At 70.6% G+C, this 17,826-nt stretch carries 17 protein-coding genes; 15 read left to right on the forward strand and 2 right to left on the reverse strand.

Translation table 11 applies throughout. The features are described 5' to 3' along the window. The first annotated feature begins 21 nt into the window (after nt 1-21). The 10 genes from NGJ44_RS04530 (at nt 22) to NGJ44_RS04575 (ending at nt 11,129) form a co-directional block, all read left to right on the forward strand. Entirely contained in the window at nt 22-363 is a 342-nt protein-coding gene (locus tag NGJ44_RS04530; protein WP_251863224.1) for a Zn-ribbon domain-containing OB-fold protein, read from the forward strand. A gap of 80 nt (nt 364-443) precedes the next feature. After that, complete coding sequence (locus NGJ44_RS04535; protein ID WP_251863225.1) at nt 444-1,415, forward strand: tripartite tricarboxylate transporter substrate binding protein; 972 nt, start codon at nt 444-446, stop codon at nt 1,413-1,415. A gap of 43 nt (nt 1,416-1,458) precedes the next feature. Beyond that, nucleotides 1,459-3,591 (forward strand): acetate--CoA ligase family protein, encoded by a 2,133-nt coding sequence (locus NGJ44_RS04540; protein WP_251863226.1) that lies wholly within the window; start codon nt 1,459-1,461, stop codon nt 3,589-3,591. A 38-nt stretch (nt 3,592-3,629) separates the two neighbouring features. Next, on the forward strand, nt 3,630-4,592 hold the full coding sequence (locus NGJ44_RS04545) for a Bug family tripartite tricarboxylate transporter substrate binding protein (RefSeq protein ID WP_251863227.1): 963 nt from the start codon (nt 3,630-3,632) through the stop codon (nt 4,590-4,592). 37 nt (nt 4,593-4,629) lie between these two features. Beyond that, nucleotides 4,630-5,988, forward strand: coding sequence for an acyclic terpene utilization AtuA family protein (locus tag NGJ44_RS04550; RefSeq protein ID WP_251863228.1), 1,359 nt, complete (start codon nt 4,630-4,632; stop codon nt 5,986-5,988). 10 nt (nt 5,989-5,998) lie between these two features. Continuing rightward, complete coding sequence (locus NGJ44_RS04555) at nt 5,999-6,364, forward strand: AtuA-related protein (protein WP_053245974.1); 366 nt, start codon at nt 5,999-6,001, stop codon at nt 6,362-6,364. A gap of 3 nt (nt 6,365-6,367) precedes the next feature. Beyond that, nucleotides 6,368-7,129, forward strand: a complete 762-nt coding sequence (locus NGJ44_RS04560) for an SDR family NAD(P)-dependent oxidoreductase (protein WP_251863229.1) — start codon at nt 6,368-6,370, stop codon at nt 7,127-7,129. A 54-nt stretch (nt 7,130-7,183) separates the two neighbouring features. Next, nucleotides 7,184-8,413 carry an acyl-CoA dehydrogenase family protein gene (locus NGJ44_RS04565; protein WP_053245972.1) on the forward strand — a complete coding sequence of 410 codons (1,230 nt, stop codon included), beginning with the start codon at nt 7,184-7,186 and terminating at the stop codon, nt 8,411-8,413. After that, nucleotides 8,410-9,489 carry a phosphotransferase gene (locus NGJ44_RS04570; RefSeq protein WP_251863230.1) on the forward strand — a complete coding sequence of 360 codons (1,080 nt, stop codon included), beginning with the start codon at nt 8,410-8,412 and terminating at the stop codon, nt 9,487-9,489. The genes NGJ44_RS04565 and NGJ44_RS04570 overlap by 4 nt, the downstream gene beginning before the upstream one ends. Beyond that, a complete protein-coding gene (locus tag NGJ44_RS04575; RefSeq protein WP_251863231.1) occupies nt 9,486-11,129 on the forward strand; it encodes an AMP-binding protein in 1,644 nt (547 codons plus the stop codon). The genes NGJ44_RS04570 and NGJ44_RS04575 overlap by 4 nt, the downstream gene beginning before the upstream one ends. A 55-nt stretch (nt 11,130-11,184) precedes the next feature. Here NGJ44_RS04575 and NGJ44_RS04580 read toward each other — a convergent pair whose 3' ends face one another. Further along, nucleotides 11,185-12,378, reverse strand: coding sequence for an acetylornithine transaminase (locus tag NGJ44_RS04580; RefSeq protein ID WP_053245970.1), 1,194 nt, complete (start codon nt 12,376-12,378; stop codon nt 11,185-11,187). 198 nt (nt 12,379-12,576) lie between these two features. Between NGJ44_RS04580 and NGJ44_RS04585 the strand changes: the two genes are divergently transcribed. From NGJ44_RS04585 to NGJ44_RS04605, 5 genes are all read left to right on the forward strand, one after another. Then, entirely contained in the window at nt 12,577-13,542 is a 966-nt protein-coding gene (locus NGJ44_RS04585) for a Bug family tripartite tricarboxylate transporter substrate binding protein (protein ID WP_251863232.1), read from the forward strand. A gap of 225 nt (nt 13,543-13,767) precedes the next feature. Then, entirely contained in the window at nt 13,768-14,550 is a 783-nt protein-coding gene (locus NGJ44_RS04590; protein ID WP_053245977.1) for a transporter substrate-binding domain-containing protein, read from the forward strand. 17 nt (nt 14,551-14,567) lie between these two features. After that, on the forward strand, nt 14,568-15,236 hold the full coding sequence (locus NGJ44_RS04595; protein WP_251863233.1) for an amino acid ABC transporter permease: 669 nt from the start codon (nt 14,568-14,570) through the stop codon (nt 15,234-15,236). After that, nucleotides 15,233-15,889, forward strand: coding sequence for an amino acid ABC transporter permease (locus tag NGJ44_RS04600; RefSeq protein WP_053245380.1), 657 nt, complete (start codon nt 15,233-15,235; stop codon nt 15,887-15,889). Before NGJ44_RS04595 ends, NGJ44_RS04600 begins: the two co-directional genes overlap by 4 nt. Then, nucleotides 15,870-16,598, forward strand: a complete 729-nt coding sequence (locus NGJ44_RS04605; protein ID WP_251863234.1) for an amino acid ABC transporter ATP-binding protein — start codon at nt 15,870-15,872, stop codon at nt 16,596-16,598. The genes NGJ44_RS04600 and NGJ44_RS04605 overlap by 20 nt, the downstream gene beginning before the upstream one ends. Here the strand turns inward: NGJ44_RS04605 and NGJ44_RS04610 are convergent. Further along, nucleotides 16,588-17,727 (reverse strand): DSD1 family PLP-dependent enzyme, encoded by a 1,140-nt coding sequence (locus tag NGJ44_RS04610; RefSeq protein WP_251863235.1) that lies wholly within the window; start codon nt 17,725-17,727, stop codon nt 16,588-16,590. The genes NGJ44_RS04605 and NGJ44_RS04610 overlap by 11 nt on opposite strands. Nucleotides 17,728-17,826: the final 99 nt, after the last annotated feature.

A 17,826-nucleotide genomic window follows, 5' to 3' on the forward strand; every position in this document is an offset into this window, starting at 1 on the left:
CGCGGCGGGGAGGACAGCGCGATGAATGAGCGGCATCCCCTGGATTTGCGGCGCTGCGAGGATTGCGGCGCATGGTGGGCCTTGCGTCCGTATGCCTGCGCAGCCTGCGGCGGAACGAATCTGCAATGGGCCCGCGCGGGCGGCGAGGGCGAAGTGATTGCGCACAGCACGGTGCACCGCGCGCCCGATGCCGACTGGCGCGCCCGGGCGCCGTATGAACTGGTGCTGGTGCGGCTGCGCGAAGGCGCGGTGCTGATGGGCCATGCCGCGCCCGGCGTGGCCATCGGCCACGACGTGCAGGCCCGCGAGTTCACGCACGGCGGCCGCACCCTGCTTTGTTTCGAGGCGCGCCGGCCGCCCTGACGCGCCGCCGGCAAGCGCAGCCCCTTTTTCCTATCCCCCTATCCCATCGAAACGGCCCGGCGAGGACGGAGGAGACACTCATGCCTGCAATTTCCGCATGGCGCGCGGCGCTGGCCGCGTTCACGCTGGCGGCCGGCGCCGCTTCGGCGGGCCCGGCCTGGCCGGAGAAACCCCTTACCCTGGTGGTTCCCTATCCGCCCGGCGGGCCCACGGACATCGTGGCGCGTGTGGTGGCGCAGGGCCTGGGCGATGCGCTCGGCCAGACGGTAATCGTGGACAACCGTTCGGGCGCGGGCGGCAATATCGGCGCCGACATGGTGGCCAAGAGCGCGCCGGACGGCTACACGCTGCTGATGGCGACCACGGCGCACGCGATCAATATGTCGCTGTTCAGGAACCTGGGCTACGACACGCAACGGAGCTTCGCGCCGGTGTCACTGCTGACCAAGGGGCCGCTGGTCATCGTGACGCGGCCCGATCTCCCCGCCCACAGCGTGAGCGAACTCATCGCCCTGGCGAAGAAGCGCGCCGGGGAACTCACCTTCGCGTCGTCCGGCAACGGGCAGTCAACCCACCTTTCGGCGGAGCTGTTCAACGCCATGGCCGGCACGCGCATGGTGCACGTGCCCTATCGCGGCAGCGCGCCCGCGCTCACCGACGTCATGGGCGGGCAGGCCGACGTCATGTTCGACACCATGCTGTCTTCCATGCCGTATGTGAAGGCGGGCAAGCTGCAGGCGCTGGCGGTAACGGGCAAGCAGCGTTCGCCGGCCGCGCCGGACCTGCCCACGGTGGCCGAGTCCGGCCTGCGGAACTACGAAGCCACGGCATGGAACGGCCTGCTGGCGCCCGCGGGCACGCCGCCGGCGGTAGTGCAGCAACTGAACGCGGCCTTGCGCCAGGTGCTCACCCGCCCGGACGTGCAGCAGAAGTTCGCCGCGCAGGGCTTTGCCGCCGACTGGACGACGCCGGACGACGCGCGCCGCTTCGTGGCCGACGAGGTGCGGAAATGGGCCGAGGTGGTGCGCGCCTCCGGAGCCACCGTCAACTGAGGACGCGGGCCACCGGGGCCCGCCGGACACAAGAGGAGCATTCATGGTTTCCGACAACCGCAACGCGCAGGCGCTGGGCCGGCTGCTGGCACCGGCATCGATTGCCATCGTGGGCGCCTCCGACAACCCCGACAAGATCGGCGGGCGCCCCATCCACTACATGCGGCGCCATGGCTACGGCGGCAAGCTGTATCCCATCAATCCGCAGCGCGGCCAGGTGCAGGGCGAACGCGCCTGGCCGGACCTGGAGGCGCTGCCGGAAGCGCCCGATCTTGCCATCGTCGCGGTGGCGGGCGAGCAGGCCGTGCGGGCAGTGGACCGCTGCGCCGGGCTGGGCGTGCCGGCCGCCATCGTGATCTCGGCCGGGTTCTCGGAAACCGGCGAGGCCGGGCGCGCGCGGCAGGACACCATGACGGCCCGCGCCAGGGCCGCCGGCATGCGCATCGTGGGCCCCAATTCGCAGGGGCTGGCCAATTTCGGCAACGGCGCCATCGCCAGCTTTTCCACCATGTTCCTGGAAATCGAGCCCATGGACGGACCCGTCGCGGTCATCAGCCAGAGCGGCGGCATGAGCGCCATGGTGTACGGGCTGCTGCGCCAGCGCGGCGTGGGCGTGCGGCACGTGCATGCCACGGGCAACGAGGCGGACATCACCGTGGCCGAGCTGGCCTGCGCCGTGCTGGGCGACCCCGGGGTGCGCATCGTGCTGCTGTACCTGGAGTCGCTGCGCGACGCCGGCGCGCTGGCCGAGGCCGCGGCGCTGGCCCGCGCGCGCAATGTGCCGCTGATCGCGGTGAAGGCGGGCCGCTCCGAAGCGGGCGCGCGCGCGGCGGCCTCGCACACCGGCGCGCTGGCCAGCGAAGACCGCACCGTCGATGCCTTCTTCGAGCATCACGCCATTCTGCGGGCGCGCGACCCGCAGGAGCTGGTGCGCTATGCCGAGCTGGCGCTGCGCGGCCCGCTGCCGCGCGGCCCGCGCATGGTGGTGGTGAGCAATTCGGGCGCGAGCTGCGTGCTGGCCGCCGACGCCGCGGCCGAGCGCGGCCTGCAGATCGCGCCCCTGGGCAGGCATACGCAGGAGGAACTGGGCCGGCGCCTGCCCGGCTTCGCCACCACCGGCAACCCGGTGGACATCACGGCGGCGCTGCTCTCGAACAACGGTCTTTTCGGCGAGGTGCTGCCCGCCATCGCGGACGACCCGGCGGCCGATATGTTTCTCATCGACATTCCGGTGGCGGGGCGCGGCTATGACGTCGGACGCTTTGCCGAAGACACCGCGCGCTTTGCCGCCGCCGCGGGCAAGCCGGTGGCCGTGGTGGCGTGGCAGGACAACGTCGCCGCGGCCTTCCGGGCGCGCGGCGTGGCGGTGTACGGCGATGAGCGGCAAGCCGCCGACGCCATGGCGGCCCTGCGGCGGCTGGACACCCTGCTCGGCCGTGCCCCCGCCGCGTGGAAAACGTCGCCGGCGGCCGCGCCCGCCGGCGCGCACGCCGGTTTGCTCTCCGAAGCCGCCAGCCTGGCGCTGCTCGCCCGGCACGGCCTGGCGGTCGCAGACCATGCGGTGTGCGCCGATGCCGACGCGGCCGTCGCGGCCTGGCGGCGCATCGGCGCGCCGGTGGCGCTGAAGGCCTGCTCCACGCGCCTGCCGCACAAATCGGAACACGGGCTGGTCGCATTGGGCCTGGACGACGAAGGCGCGCTGCGCGAGGCCATGGCGCGCCAGGCGGAAACCCTGGCGCATCTGGGCGTGGACGACGCGGAATGGATCGTGGCGCGCATGCGGCGCGGCCTGCACGAGCTGGCGCTGGGCGTGCGCAACGACCCGGTATTCGGGCCGGTGGTCATGATCGGGGCGGGCGGCAGGTATGTGGAGGCGCTGGGCGACGTGGCGCTGCTGGTGCCGCCCTTTACCGCCGAAGCGGCGCTGGAAGCGCTGCGCGGCCTGCGCATCGGCCGGCTGCTGGCCGGCGTGCGCGGCGAACCTCCGGCCGACATGGCGGCCGTGGCGGAACAGGCCGTGCGCCTGGGCCGCTACGCGCTGTCGGCGGCCGGGCACGTGGCCTCGATCGACATCAACCCCCTGCTGGCGGGCGCGCGGGGCGAGGGCGCGGTGGCGCTGGACGCGCTGGTGGAGCTGTCCGACGCCGCGGATGCGGCGGCGCGCCGCGCCGCCTGAATGGCCGCGCCGGAAAGCAATCTCAAAGGAGCAACCTCATGTACCGGATCCTCATGCTGGGCGTAGCGCTGGCCCTGTCCGCCGCGGCGCAGGCCGCGCCTGCCTGGCCCGCGCGCCCCATCACGCTGGTGGTGCCCTTTCCGCCCGGCGGCACGACGGACCTGCTGGCCAGGCTGGTCGCGCGCGAAGCCGGCGCGCGGCTGGGCCAGACCGTGGTGGTGGAAAACCGGCCCGGCGCGGGCGGGGGCATCGGCGCGGCCGCGGTGGCGCGCGCCCGGCCCGACGGCTACACGCTGCTCATGGGAACCCTGGGCACGCAGGCCACGAACCCGCTCATCTACGCGCAGGTGCCATACGACGCGGCGCGGGATTTCGCGCCCGTGACGCTGGTGGCCAACTCGCCCAACGTGCTGCTGGTCAACCCCAAGCTGGGCATCGCTTCCGTGGCGCAGCTCATCGCGCAGGCGCGGCGCGCGCCGGGCTCGCTGAACTTCGCCTCCACCAGCCTGGGCGGCTCGCCGCACCTGTCGGGCGAACTGTTCAACCACCTGGCCAAGGTGGACATCCGCCACGTGCCATACAAGGGCTCCGCGCCCGCCATGACCGACCTGCTGGGCGGGCAGGTGCAGCTTATGTACGACAACCTGCCTTCGGCCATGGGCCAGATCAAGGCCGGCGCGGTCCAGCCGCTGGCCGTCACGACCGCGCGCCGCGTGCCCATGCTGCCGGACGTGCCCACGGTGGCCGAGGCGGGCCTGCCGGGGTACGAAGTGAATTCCTGGTTCGGCCTGCTCGCCCCGGCCGGCACGCCGCCCGCAATTATCGGCAAGGTGCGCGACGCGGTGGCCGCGGCGCTGGCCGAGCCCGGCACGCGCCGCCAGGTCGAGGAGCTGGGCGCCATCCCGGCCGCCGGCACGCCGGAAGAGTATGCCGCCACCATCCGCGCCGACACCGACAAGTGGCGCCAGGTCATCCGGGACGCCGGCATCCGGCCGCAATAAGGCCGCGGCGTGCGGGAATCGCAACAAGGAGACAGACATGAACCGCAAGACAGGCAGGCTGCGCATCGGATCCGGCGCCGGCTGGTGGGGCGACCGCATCGACCCGGCGCGCTGGAACGCCGAGCGCGGCGCGCTGGACTTCCTCTGCTTCGAAACCATGGCCGAGGCCACGGTTTCGGCGGCCCAGGTCCGCAAGCGCCGCGACCCGGGCTTCGCGGGCTACGACACCTGGCTGGACGACCGCATGCGCGCGGTGCTGCCGCACTGCAAGGCGCACGGCACGCGCATCGTGTCCAACCAGGGCTGGATCAATCCGCGCGGGACGGCGCGGCGCGTGGCCGAACTGTGCGCCGAGGCGGGCTGGCCCGAGGCCCGCGTCGCGGCCGTGACGGCCACCGACCTGAGCGCCGGCATCGCGGACAGCGGGCTAGACATCATGGAAACCGGCGCCCCGGTTTCCTCGTTGCGCGACACGCTGATCTCGGCCGAACCCTATGCCGGCGCCTCGGCCATCGTGCAGGCGCTGGACCAGGGCGCCGACATCGTCATCACCGGGCGCGTGGCGGACCCCTCGTTGTTCCTCGCGCCCATGATGCACCACTACGGCTGGCGCGAAGACGACTGGGCCCGGCTCGGCCAGGGCAGCGGCATCGGCCACCTGCTCGAATGCGGCGCGCAGGTCACCGGCGGCTATTTCGGCGACCCCGGCTACAAGGACGTGCCCGAGCCGTGGAATCTGGCTTTCCCGTATGCCGACGTGGACGCCGACGGCACGGCGGAAATCGGCAAGGTGGACGGCACCGGCGGTTGCATCGACCTGCGCACCGTGAAGGAGCAGATGTTCTACGAAGTGCACGACCCGGCGCGCTACATCACCCCGGACGTGGTGGTGGATTTCACCACCGCCCGCCTGGAGCAGGTGGGCGAAAACCGGGTGCGCGTCGGCGGCATCGCCGGCCGCCCCCGCACCTCCACGCTGAAGGTTTCCATCGGCTGCACCGAGGGCTATATCGGCGAGGACATGTTCTTTTTCGCCGGGCCGGGCTGCCTGGAAAAAGCCAGGCTGGCGGAAAAGATCCTGCGCGAGCGGCTACGCATGGCCGGCCTGCAGGCCGACGAACTGCGCATCGACTTCATCGGCGCCAACGCCGTGCTGGGCGCGGCATCGGCGCCGCTGCGGGAAGAGCCGGCCGAGATCGCGGTGCGCATCGCCGCCCGCTGCGCCAGCCGCGCCCAGGCCGAGAAGATCGGCCGGGAAGTGGACGGCATGGCGGTCTGCGGGCTGGCGTCCACCGGCAAGCGCGTTCCGCACCAGGACCGGGTGCGCGAAGTGATCGGCCTGTGGTCCGCCCTCGTGCCGCGCGAAAGCGTGGCGTGCCGTGTCGAATTCATCTAGGGAGCATACGATGCGAGTTGCATTGCGACGCGTGGCGCATACGCGCTGCGGCGACAAGGGCAATACCTCGAACATCGCGGTCATCGCCTACGAGCCCCGGTTCTATCCGTGCATCAAGCGTGCCGTCACGGTAGAGGCCATGCGGACGATCTACGGCGGCCAGGCTGTGCGCGGCCCCATCACGCGCTACGAGGTCGACGCCCTGGGCGTGCTGAACTTCGTGCTCGAAGGCGCGCTGGGCGGCGGCGTGTCGCGCAGCCTGGCCATCGATAATTACGGCAAGGCGCTGGCCAGCGCTGTGCTACGGTTGGAACTCGAGGTGCCCGACGACCTGGCGCCTCTGCTGCGAGGCCCCCACATCAAGCAGGGAGAGTAGCGGATGTTCGAAGACCTGAAATCCAAGACCGTCCTCGTCACCGGCGCGTACAGCGGGCTGGGCCGGCATTTCGCCTTGGTGCTCGCGGGCGCGGGCGCGCGCGTGGCCCTGTGCGGGCGGCGCAAGGCGCTCGGCGAGGAAGTGGCGGCGCAGATCCGCGCGTCGGGCGGCCAGGCCCGCGTGATCGGCATGGACGTGACGCAGCCCGCCGGCGTGCAGGCGGCCTTCGACCAGGCGGCCAAAGCGCTCGGGCCGGTCGGCATCGTCATCAACAATGCCGGCATCGCCCTGACGCAGCCGGCGCTGGACGTTTCCGAGGCGGACTGGACCGGCGTCATCGACGTCAACCTGAATGGCGCATGGCGCGTGGCCCAGGCGGCGGCGCGCCATTTCATCGCGCACGGCCGGCCCGGCTCCATCGTCAACATCGCGTCCATCCTGGGGCAGCGCGTGGCCTCGCACGTCGCGCCGTATGCCGCCGCCAAGGCGGGCCTGCTGCATCTCACCCGTGCGCTGGCGCTGGAATGGGCGCGTCACGGCATACGGGTCAACGCCATCGCGCCCGGCTACATCGCCACGGACCTGAACCGCGACTTCTTCGCCTCGCCGGCGGGCGAGGCGCTGATCAAGCGCGTGCCGCAGCGCCGGCTGGGCCAGCCGGGCGACCTGGACGGCCCGCTGCTGCTGCTGGCCTCGGACGCCTCCGCCTTCATGACCGGATCGGTCATCGACGTGGACGGCGGGCATCTGGCGAGTTCGCTTTGAATCCGCATGCGCGGCCGGCGCGGCGCCGGCCCGCGCCCAACAAGGAGACTCACGATGGATTTCTCTCTGTCCCCCGATCTCGAGGACTACCGACGGCGCGTGCGCGAATTCGTCGACCGCGAGCTGATTCCGCTCGAAGCCGACCGCGCCAACTATGACGCGCACGAAAACATCGCCGACGCGACGCTGGCCCGTGTCCGGGCGCGCGTGCGCGACGCCGGCCTGTGGGCGCTGCAGATGCCGCGCCGCCTCGGCGGCCAGGGACTGCCCATGGTGGGACTGGCCGCCTGCTACGAGGAGATGAACCGCTCCATCTTCGGCCCGGTGGCGTTCAACGCGGCCGCCCCCGACGACGGCAACATGCGCGTGCTGGCGCAGGTGGCCCGCCCGGACCAGCAGGAGCGCTGGCTGCGGCCCATTGTGGACGGCGAGGTGCGGTCCTCTTTCGCCATGACCGAACCCCACCCCGGCAGCGGCTCCGATCCCTCCATGATGCGCACCACCGCCACGCTCAAGAACGGCAAGTGGGTCGTCAACGGGCGCAAATGGTTCATCACCGGCGCCGGCGTGGCGCAGCATTTCATCCTCATCGCCCGCACCTCGGACGACGCGCGCAAGGGGCTGAGCGCCTTCCTTTTCGACGCCGCGCAGCCGGGCTGGCGCATCGAGCGCCGCATCCCCATCATGGGGCCGGAAGAACATGGCGGGCACTGCGAACTCGTCTTCGAGGGATTGGAGATTCCCGACCAGAACCGCCTCATGGAAGTGGGCGACGGGCTCAAGCTCACGCAGATCCGGCTGGGCCCGGCGCGCCTGACGCACTGCATGCGCTGGCTGGGGCTGGCGCGCCGCGCCATGGCCGTGGCGGTGGACTATGTGGGCCAGCGCAGCAGCTTTGGGCAGAAGCTGGCCGAGCGCGAGGGCGTGCAGTGGCTGCTGGGCGAAGCCGCGATGCAGATCGAGATCGGCCGGCTGCTGACCATGCGCGCGGCCGCGCGGCTGGACCAGGGCGACTACGCCCGCAAGGAAATCTCCATGGCGAAGATCGTGGTTTCCGAAACCCTGCAGAAGGTCGTGGACACCGCGCTGCAGCTCAACGGCGCACGCGGCTATTCCAAGGACACGCCGCTGGAGTGGATCTACCGCTACGCCCGGCAGGCGCGCCTGGTGGACGGCGCTTCCGAGGTGCACAAGATGGTGCTGGCGCGCCACCTGATGGACGAGGGCGACGCCTACTGGCGCTGGGACGACGCGGACGCGCCGCGCAAGGCGCTGGTCGTATGAACGCGCCCGCCACGAACGCCGCCCGCGCCGCCGCGCCGCAGTGGCTGCCCGCGCTCGCGGCCTATCTTTCCGCCCGCGGCCTGGCCGACCCGGCCACGCTGTCGCTGCGCCCCCTGTCCGGCGGGCAGTCCAACCCCACCTATCTGCTGGAGGACGCCACGGGCCGCCGCGTGCTGCGCAAGCAGCCGCCCGGCGAACTGCTGCCCTCGGCCCACGCCGTGGACCGCGAGTACCGCGTCATGTCCGCCCTGGCGGACACCGACGTGCCCGTGCCGCGCATGCTGCATTATTGCGAAGACCGCAACGTCGTCGGCACGCCCTTCTACCTCATGAGCTACGCCGAAGGGCGCGTCTTCATGGACCCCGCGCTGCCCGGGCTGGCGCCCGCCGAGCGCGCCGCCGTCTATGCCGAGGCCGGCCGCGTGCTGGCCGCGCTGCACGCCGTCGATCCAGCCGCCGTGGGACTGGCCGGCTACGGCCGCCCGGGGGATTACTTCGCGCGCCAGGTGGCGCGCTGGACGCGCCAGTACCGCGACACGGAAACCGCCCGCATCGCCGCCATGGACGCCCTCATCGACTGGCTGCCCCGCCATCTGCCGCGGGACGGCCAGACCCGGCTGGTGCACGGCGACTACCGCATCGACAACCTGGTGTTCCACCCCGCCGAGCCGCGCGCCATCGCGCTGCTGGACTGGGAACTGTCCACGCTGGGCGATCCGCTGGCGGACCTCGCCTACCACTGCATGTGCTGGCGCATTCCGCCCGCGCTCTGGCGCGGCATTGCCGGGCTGGACCTGCGGGCCCTGGGCATCCCCGATGAGAACGCATTCGTCGCGGCCTATTGCCGCGAGCGCGGCATGGCTCCGCCGCCGAATTGGGACTTCTACCTCGCCTACAGCTTTTTCCGCATCGCCGCCATTCTGCAGGGCGTATATGCCCGCGCGCTCGCGGGCAATGCGGCGGGCGCCGACGCGCAGGAAATGGGCGCACGCGTCGCGCCCCTGGCCGCGCTCGGCTGGGAGGCCGCCCAGCGCGAGCAGCGCCGTCAACCCGCGAGCCGGGAGAAACCGCAATGATTGCCGACGCCGACGAACTGCCGCGCAACGCGGCCAATCACGTGGCCCTGACGCCGCTGGGCTTTCTGCAATGGGCCGCCAGCGTGTTCCCCGATCGCATCGCCCTGGTGCATGGCCGGCATTACCGGCAGACCTGGGCCGCCACGCAGGACCGATGCCAGCGCATGGCCTCCGCCTTGCGGTCCTGGGACGTAGGGCGCGGCGACGTCGTCGCCGTGCTGGCGCCCAACATCCCTGCGCTGTACGAGGCGCACTTCGGCGTGCCCATGGCCGGCGCGGTACTCAATGCCCTCAACACGCGGCTGGACGCCGCCACGCTCGCATTCATTCTTTCGCACGGCGGCGCGTCCGTCCTGCTCTTCGACAGCGAATACGCCGACCTGGTGCGCGACGTGCTCGCGCGCCTGGACCGGCCGCCCCGCACCGTGCGTATCGAAGACGGCGAATTCGCGGGCGAGCACGGCGTCCTCGGCGATGCCGAATACGAAGCCTGGCTCGCCGCCCAACCCGCCGCCGCCGACTGGACCTGGCCCGAAGACGAATGGCAGAGCATCTGCCTGAACTACACCTCCGGCACCACCGGCAATCCCAAAGGCGTGCTGTATCACCATCGCGGCGCGTATCTCAACGCGGTCGGCAATGTGCTTTCCTGCGGCATGCCGCCGCATTCCGTCTACTTGTGGACGCTGCCGATGTTCCACTGCAACGGCTGGTGTTTCCCGTGGACGCTGGCCGCGCTCGCCGGCACCAGCGTATGCCTGCGCCGGGTGGAGCCCGCGGCCATCTTCGACGCCATCGCGCAGCATCGGGTCGGCTTCTTCTGCGCCGCGCCGGTAGTGCTCAATATGCTCGTCAACGCCCCCGCCGCCGCACGCAAGCGGGCCGGGCATCCCGTACAAGCCATGACGGGCGGCGCGGCGCCGCCCGCCGCCATCATCGAGGCCATGGACGGGCTGGGCATCGGCGTCACGCACCTGTACGGGCTCACCGAAACCTACGGCCCCTCCGTCAGTTGCGCCTGGCACGAAGAATGGGACACGCTGCCGCTGGCGCAGCGCGCCGCGCGCAAAGCCCGCATCGGCGTGCGCAAACTGAACGTGGAAGCCGTGCAAGTCGTGGACGACCGGCTCCAGCCCGTGCCCGCCGACGGCGCCACCCTGGGGGAAATCGTGCTGCGGGGCAACACGATCATGAAAGGCTATCTGCGCGACCCCGGCGCCACGGCCGGGGCCTTCGCCGGCGGCTGGTTCCATTCGGGCGACCTGGGCGTGGTCCACCCCGACGGCTACGTCGAAATCAAAGACCGCGCCAAGGACATCATCATCTCGGGCGGCGAGAACATCTCCACCGTCGAGATCGAAAGCGTGCTGTACCGGCACCCGGACGTGCTCGAAGCCGCGGTCGTGGCCAGGCCCGACGCGACCTGGGGCGAGACGCCGTGCGCCTTCGTTGCGCTGAAAGACGGCGCGCAGGCCAGCGCCGACGACATTCTCGCGCACTGCCGCCGGCACCTGGCGCGCTTCAAGATCCCGCGCACCGTCGTATTCGGCCCGCTGCCGAAGACGGCCACCGGCAAGATACAGAAATTCGTGCTGCGCGAGCAGGCTTCGGCGCTGCGGGACGAGCCCGGCAAACAATAAGGCCGCGCCCGGGCCTGCAGGGCCCGCGGCGCGGCCTCGATCGAACCAGGCGCGATCAGGCCTTGCGCACGGTTTCGATCAACCCGTCGAGCTGCGTCAACATCGTATCCATTTCCTGCGCCGTCACGTTCAGCGCCGGCATGAAGCGCAGCAGGTGGGGACGCGGGGCGTTGAGGAGCAGGCCGTTGGGGGCGAGGTTGCGGGCGGCCTCGACGATGGCGGGGCCGTCGTCGCGGTCCATGACCAGGGCGCGCAGCAGGCCCATGCCGCGCTCGCCCTTCATGCCGTACTTGGCCGAGAGGGCGTTGAGGCCATCGGAGAGCTGCCGGGCGCGGGCGTTGACGGCTTCCATGAAACCCGGGGCGACGAGGGCGTCGAACACGGCGACGCCGACGGCGGCCATGAGGGGGTTGCCGTTGTAGGTGCCGCCCTGGTCGCCGTGGGCGAAAACGCAGACTTCCTGGCGCGCGAGCAGCGCGGCCAGCGGCACGCCGCCGCCGATGCCCTTGGCCAGCGTCATGATGTCGGGCGTGACTTCGAACTGCTGGTAGGCGAACAGGGTGCCGGTGCGGCCCATGCCGGTCTGCACTTCGTCGACGATGAGCAGCAGCTTGTGCGCGTCGGCCAGCTTGCGCAGGCCCTGCATGAATTCGCGGGTGGCGGGAATGACGCCGCCCTCTCCCTGCACGGGCTCGAGCATGATGGCGACGGTCTGGTCGTCGATGAGGGCGCGCACCGAGTCGAGGTTGTTCAGCTCGGCCTTGGGGAAGCCTTCGACCTGCGGGGCGAACATCTTGTCCCAGCCCGGCTTGCCGGAAGCCGACATGGTGGCCAGGGTGCGGCCATGGAAGCCGTGGTCCATGGTGATGATCTTGTAGGCGCCCTGCTTGTGGACCTGGCCCCATTTGCGCGCGAGCTTGATGGCGCCTTCGTTGGCTTCGCCGCCGCTGTTGGCGAAGAACACGCGGTCGAAGCAGGAAGCCTGGGTGAGGCGCGTGGCCAGTTCGATGGACGGCAGGTTGTAGAACGCCGGCGAGGGGTTCATCAGCAGCTTGGACTGCTCCGCCAGCGCGCGCTGCATTTCGGGCGCGCAGTGGCCCAGGGTGTTCACCGCCCAGCCCTGGACGAAGTCCAGGTATCGCTTGCCCGCGTGGTCCTCCAGCCAGGAACCCTGGCCTCGCACGAACACGAGGTCCGGGCGGGAGGTGATCTCCATGAGGGCATTGACGTTGAACTGGCTGAATTCCATGGCGGTTCCTGCGTAAGAAAGAAACAGGGGGTTGAGGGGGAACGCAAAGAAGCAAATTTAGCACCCCGCGGGCAGTGCTATCGTGACGCATCCGTCCCTGGACGGCGGCCCGCGCCCCAAAAAGGCGCCGGGCGCCATCCGGACGCCCAGGCGCTACCCCCGCGCGCGGCTTTTTCCACGCTTTTTCGCTGAGACATCATGAAACGTTTTCTTCCCGGCCTGACGGCCGGAATCCTGCTGGCGGCGGCCAGCGCCGGGGCGCACGCCGGGTTTCCCGACCGCCCCATCCGCCTGATCGTGCCCTTCCCGCCCGGGCAGGCAACGGACATCTTCGCGCGCGCCCTGGCCGAGAAGCTGGGCGCGGCGGTCAAGCAGCCCGTGGTGGTGGAAAACCGCGCCGGCGCGGGCAGCAACATCGGTATGGAGCAGGCCGCCCGCGCGACGCCGGACGGCTATACCCTGGTGATCGCGGGCAGCGCGGCGGCCGTCAATCAGACGCTGTACAAGACCATCAATTACAGCCTGACCCGGGATTTCGCGCCGGTGTCGGGAGTGTTCTCGGTGCCGCTGATGTTCCTGGCCACGCCGGCGTCGGGCATCACCTCGCTCAAGCAGCTGGTGGACGAGGCCAAGGCGCATCCGGGCGAACTCGCCTACGCCAGCGCCGGCATCGGCGGCACGCAGCACCTGTCGGCGGAGATGTTCAAGGCGGCCGCCCAGCTCGACATCCGCCACATCCCGTACAAGGGCAGCGGCCCGGCCCAGGCGGATTTCCTGGGCCACCAGGTGCCGCTGATGGTGGACTCGGTGACGGCGGGCCTGCCGCACGTGCAGAGCAAGAAGGCCGTGGCGCTGGCCGTCACGACGGCCAAGCGCCTGCCGCAGCTGCCGGACGTGCCCACCGTGGCCGAAAGCGGCTATCCGGGCTTCGAAGCCATAGGCTGGGCCGCCGTGCTGGCGCCGCGCGGCACGCCCGCGCCGGTCACCGCGGCCCTGTCGCAACGGATCGGCGAGGTGCTGAACTCGCCCGAGATGCAGAAGTTCTTCCGCGACCGCGGCGCCGACCCCATGCCGATGACGCCCGAAGCCACGGGCAAGTTCATCGCCGGCGAAGTGCAGAAATGGGGACAGGCAGTGCGCCAATCGGGCGCCAGCGTCGACTGACCGGCCGCCCGTGCCGGCGCGCCCCCGTCGCGGTGCGGGGCGCGCGCCGGCACGGGGCATGACGCACCATTGCGGGGCGGCGGGCGCCGCGGCGCGCCCCGCCCACCCTGCGGCGGCACGATGGCATGGAACTTGCGTCGATCCATTTTGTATACCGATATGGTGTGCAAATTGCCCCGCCAGCCGCTTGCTGGCGGGCCGGATCGTTCCGCCTGGAGAGTTTCCATGAATCGCAGATCCCTGTTGCTGTCCCTTTGCGCCGCCGCCACGCTGCTGGCCGCCTCCCCCGGCCATGCCGACACGCTGGACGATATAAAGAAGGCCGGCGTCATCAGGATTGCCGTGCCGCAGGACTTCCCGCCCTTCGGCTCGGTCGGGGCCGACATGAAGCCGCTGGGCTACGACATCGACACGGCCCGCCTGATCGCCGGACAGATGGGGGTGAAGCTGGAGCTGGTGCCCGTCACCAGCGCGAACCGCGTCCCGTACCTGCAGACGCGCAAGGTGGACCTGGTGATTTCCAGCCTGGGCAAGAACCCCGAACGCGAGCGGGCCATCGACTTCTCCGACGCGTATGCGCCATTCTTCAATGGCGTGTTCGGTCCGGCGGACATCAAGGTGAGCGCGGCCGCCGACCTGGCGGGCAAGACCATCGGCGTCACGCGCGGCGCGGTGGAAGACATCGAGCTTTCCAAGATCGCGCCGGCCAGCGCCACCATCAAGCGCTATGAAGACAACAACGGCACCATTACCGCGTTCCTGTCGGGACAGGTGCCGCTGATCGCCACCGGCAACGTGGTGGCCGCCGCCATCCTGGCGCGCAACCCGCCCAAGAAGCCGGAAACCAAGTTTCTGATCAAGAATTCGCCCTGCTACATCGGGCTGAACAAGAACGAGCCCGGGCTGCGCGCCAAGGTGAACGAGATTCTTGCCGCGGCCAAGCGCGACGGCGCGCTGGCCGCGATCTCGCAGAAGTGGCTGGGCGCCGGCCTGCCCGCCGATCTGTAGGCGCGGACGGCCGCGTCATGGCTTACCAGTTCGACTTTTCTCCGATATGGGCCTATGCGCCCGTGCTGGCCAGGGGCGCGGCCGTCACGCTGGAGCTGATCGCCTTTGGCGCGGCGGCGGGGGCGGCCCTGGGCATCGGCTGCGCCTGGGCCCGCACGCAGGGGCCGCGCTGGCTGCGCCCGACCGTGGCGGCCTATGTGGAGCTGTTCCGCAACACGCCGTTCCTGATCCAGCTTTTCTTCATTTTCTTCGGCCTGCCGGCGCTGGGCGTGCAGCTCGGCGAGATGCAGGCGGCCTGCCTGGCCATGGCGCTCAACCTGGGCGCCTACAGCGCGGAAATTATCCGCGCGGGCATCGAGGCCACGCCGCGCGGCCAGTACGAGGCGGGCGCGAGCCTGGCGCTGTCACCCGGGCAGGTGTTCCGCCACATCGTGCTCAAGCCGGCGCTGATGCGGATCTGGCCCGCGCTGTCTTCGCAGATCGTGATCGTCATGCTGGGCTCGGCGGTGTGCTCGCAGATCGCCGCCGAGGACCTGACTTTCGCGGCCAACTTCATCCAGTCGCGCAGTTTCCGCGCCTTCGAGGTGTATTTCGCCGCCACGGGCATTTACCTGGCGCTGGCGGTGCTGCTGCGCATGGCGCTGCGCCTGGCGGGCCGGCGGCTTTTCGGCAGGCCGGCGCCATGATCGAGTTCTCGCTGTGGGACATCGTGCGCAATCTGCTGCTGGCGGCGCGCTGGACGGTGGCGCTGTCGCTGGTGGCGTTCGCCGGCGGCGCGGTCGCGGGGCTGCTGGTGCTGATGCTGCGCACCTCGCGCGCGCGGCCGCTGGCGCGGCTGGCATGGTGCTATATCGAACTGTTCCAGGGCACGCCGCTGCTCATGCAGTTGTTCCTGGCGTTTTTCGGGCTGTCGCTGGCGGGCGTGGAGGTGCCGCCGTGGCTTGCCGCCAGCGCGGCGCTCACGCTGTGGTCGGGCGCGTACCTGGCCGAGATCTGGCGCGGCTGCGTGGAGGCCGTGCCCAGGGGGCAATGGGAAGCCTCGGCCAGCCTGGCCCTGGGATACCTGCAGCAAATGCGCTACGTGGTGCTGCCGCAGGCGCTGCGCATCGCCGTGGCGCCGACGGTGGGCTTTGCGGTGCAGATCGTCAAGAGCACCGCGCTGGCCTCGATCATCGGCTTTACCGAGTTGTCCAAGGCCAGCACCATCGTCACCAACGCCACGTTCCGCCCGTTTACCGTCTATGCCTGCGCCGCGCTGATCTATTTCGCGCTGTGCTGGCCCCTCTCACGCCTCAGCCTGCGGCTGGAAAGGAAGTTGCATGCCCCTCATCGCTCTTGAAGACGTCCGCAAACGCTACGGCGACAACGAAGTGCTCAAGGGTGTGACCCTGCGCGTGGAGCGCGGCGAAGTCATCGCCATCATCGGCAAGAGCGGGTCGGGCAAGAGCACGCTGCTGCGCTGTATCAACGGCCTGGAGCAGATCGACGGCGGCGCCATCATGGTGGCCGACGCGCAGCTCGGCGACGACGAGCTGCGCCTGCGGGCGCTGCGGCTGAAAGTGGGCATGATCTTCCAGCAGTTCAACCTGTTCCCGCATCTCACGGTGGGGCGCAACGTGATGCTCTCGCCCATGGTGGCCAAGCGCATGCCGCAGGCCGAGGCCGAAGCCCTGGCGCGCGCCATGCTGGAGCGCGTGGGACTGGCGCACAAGTTCGACGCCTGGCCCGACCAGCTCTCGGGCGGCCAGCAGCAGCGCGTGGCCATCGCCCGCGCGCTGGCCATGCAGCCGCTGGCGCTGCTGTGCGACGAGATCACTTCCGCGCTTGACCCGGAGCTGGTCAACGAAGTGCTGGCCGTGGTGCGCGAACTCGCCGCCGACGGCATGACGCTGCTCATGGTCACGCATGAAATGCGCTTCGCGCGCGAGGTGTGCGACCGCGTCGTCTTCATGCACCTGGGCCGCGTGCACGAAATGGGGCCGCCCGGCGAGCTGTTCTCCGCGCCGCAAACGGAAGAGCTCCGGCAGTTCCTGGGCATCAGCGGCTGAAGCCGCGCGCGGCGATCTCCCACACGTCCGCCACCACGCCGTCCTTCACCACCACCAGGCCGTCGTGCAGGTTGAAGGTGGGGTCGACGTGCGACGGCACCAGCTTCAGCACGCTGCCCAGCGCGGGCGCGGCGGCGCCCGGTTCGACGCGCACGACGCTGTGCTCGTCGTTGACGGCCACGCACGTCAGGCCCGGCGCGCCGAACACGGCGGGCGGGCCGCATTCGGCGCTGGCGGACTTCAGCCCCGCGTCCAGGATCACGCGGTCCGGCGCCGGCGTGCTCATCACGGTGGCCAGCAGGAACAGGCTGTTCCGGAACGCCAGCGGCCCGCCCCACTCGTTGGCGCCGTAATCGACGTCCATGAAGGCATAGGAGCCGGCCTGCAATTCGGTGTAGACGCCGCTGGCCGCATCGAACTCCGCGCTGCCCGTGCCGCCGCCGGTGACGGTGTCGCAGGCGATGCCGCTTTCCCGCAGCAGTTGCTGGTACGAAGCCGCGGCGCGCGCGGCCTGGCGGCAGACGCTGGCGCGCTCGGCGCGGCTGCGCAGGTGCTGCACCGAGCCGTGGTAGGCCTGCAGCCCGGCGAAATCGACGCCCGGCAGCGCGCGCGCCTGGTGCGCCAGCGCCAGCACGGCCTGCTCGTCGGCCACGCCGCAGCGGCCCTGGCCCACGTCGACTTCCACCAGCACGTCGACTGCCACGCCCGCCTGCGCCATGGCCTGCGACAGCGCGGCCAGCGCGTCCGCGTTGTCCACGCAGACGCTCACGCGCGCGGCGCGCGCCAGCTGCGCCAGCAGCCTCAATTTGGATTCGCCCACCACTTCGTTGCTGATGTGGATGTCGGCGATGCCCGCCGCCACGAAAGGCAGCGCCTCGCTGACCTTCTGGCAGCAGATGCCGCGCGCGCCCAGCGCCAGTTGGCGGCGCGCGATCTCCGGGCATTTGTGCGCCTTGGCGTGCGGGCGCAGCGCCACCTGGTGGCGGTCGGCCCAGGCCTGCATGGCGCGCAGATTGGCCTCGAAAGCCGTCAGATCCAGCACCAGGCTGGGCGTATCGACGCGATCCAGCGCGTCGCCCGGCTGCGCGGGCGGCGGCAGGGCGATGCCGCGTATGACTTCCTGGGACATGAGGGACTCCATCGTGTGTCGCGCCCGAAACCATAACCAAAGTTGGGCTTCCCATAACCAAACCGCGGGTTTACCCCCAGGTAAACGATAAGCGCCGGG

This window comes from Achromobacter sp. Marseille-Q4962, assembly GCF_943737005.1.
In the GTDB taxonomy this organism is placed as follows: domain Bacteria; phylum Pseudomonadota; class Gammaproteobacteria; order Burkholderiales; family Burkholderiaceae_B; genus Achromobacter.

Excerpts from the sequence above, each read along its gene's own strand:
- NGJ44_RS04530 (WP_251863224.1), top strand. The coding sequence starts at position 22 with ATGAATGAGCGGCATCCCCTGGATTTGCGGCGCTGCGAGGATTGCGGC.
- NGJ44_RS04535 (WP_251863225.1), top strand. The coding sequence starts at position 444 with ATGCCTGCAATTTCCGCATGGCGCGCGGCGCTGGCCGCGTTCACGCTG.
- NGJ44_RS04540 (WP_251863226.1), top strand. The coding sequence starts at position 1,459 with ATGGTTTCCGACAACCGCAACGCGCAGGCGCTGGGCCGGCTGCTGGCA.
- NGJ44_RS04545 (WP_251863227.1), top strand. The coding sequence starts at position 3,630 with ATGTACCGGATCCTCATGCTGGGCGTAGCGCTGGCCCTGTCCGCCGCG.
- NGJ44_RS04550 (WP_251863228.1), top strand. The coding sequence starts at position 4,630 with ATGAACCGCAAGACAGGCAGGCTGCGCATCGGATCCGGCGCCGGCTGG.
- NGJ44_RS04555 (WP_053245974.1), top strand. The coding sequence starts at position 5,999 with ATGCGAGTTGCATTGCGACGCGTGGCGCATACGCGCTGCGGCGACAAG.
- NGJ44_RS04560 (WP_251863229.1), top strand. The coding sequence starts at position 6,368 with ATGTTCGAAGACCTGAAATCCAAGACCGTCCTCGTCACCGGCGCGTAC.
- NGJ44_RS04565 (WP_053245972.1), top strand. The coding sequence starts at position 7,184 with ATGGATTTCTCTCTGTCCCCCGATCTCGAGGACTACCGACGGCGCGTG.
- NGJ44_RS04570 (WP_251863230.1), top strand. The coding sequence starts at position 8,410 with ATGAACGCGCCCGCCACGAACGCCGCCCGCGCCGCCGCGCCGCAGTGG.
- NGJ44_RS04575 (WP_251863231.1), top strand. The coding sequence starts at position 9,486 with ATGATTGCCGACGCCGACGAACTGCCGCGCAACGCGGCCAATCACGTG.
- NGJ44_RS04580 (WP_053245970.1), bottom strand. The coding sequence starts at position 12,378 with ATGGAATTCAGCCAGTTCAACGTCAATGCCCTCATGGAGATCACCTCC.
- NGJ44_RS04585 (WP_251863232.1), top strand. The coding sequence starts at position 12,577 with ATGAAACGTTTTCTTCCCGGCCTGACGGCCGGAATCCTGCTGGCGGCG.
- NGJ44_RS04590 (WP_053245977.1), top strand. The coding sequence starts at position 13,768 with ATGAATCGCAGATCCCTGTTGCTGTCCCTTTGCGCCGCCGCCACGCTG.
- NGJ44_RS04595 (WP_251863233.1), top strand. The coding sequence starts at position 14,568 with ATGGCTTACCAGTTCGACTTTTCTCCGATATGGGCCTATGCGCCCGTG.
- NGJ44_RS04600 (WP_053245380.1), top strand. The coding sequence starts at position 15,233 with ATGATCGAGTTCTCGCTGTGGGACATCGTGCGCAATCTGCTGCTGGCG.
- NGJ44_RS04605 (WP_251863234.1), top strand. The coding sequence starts at position 15,870 with ATGCCCCTCATCGCTCTTGAAGACGTCCGCAAACGCTACGGCGACAAC.
- NGJ44_RS04610 (WP_251863235.1), bottom strand. The coding sequence starts at position 17,727 with ATGTCCCAGGAAGTCATACGCGGCATCGCCCTGCCGCCGCCCGCGCAG.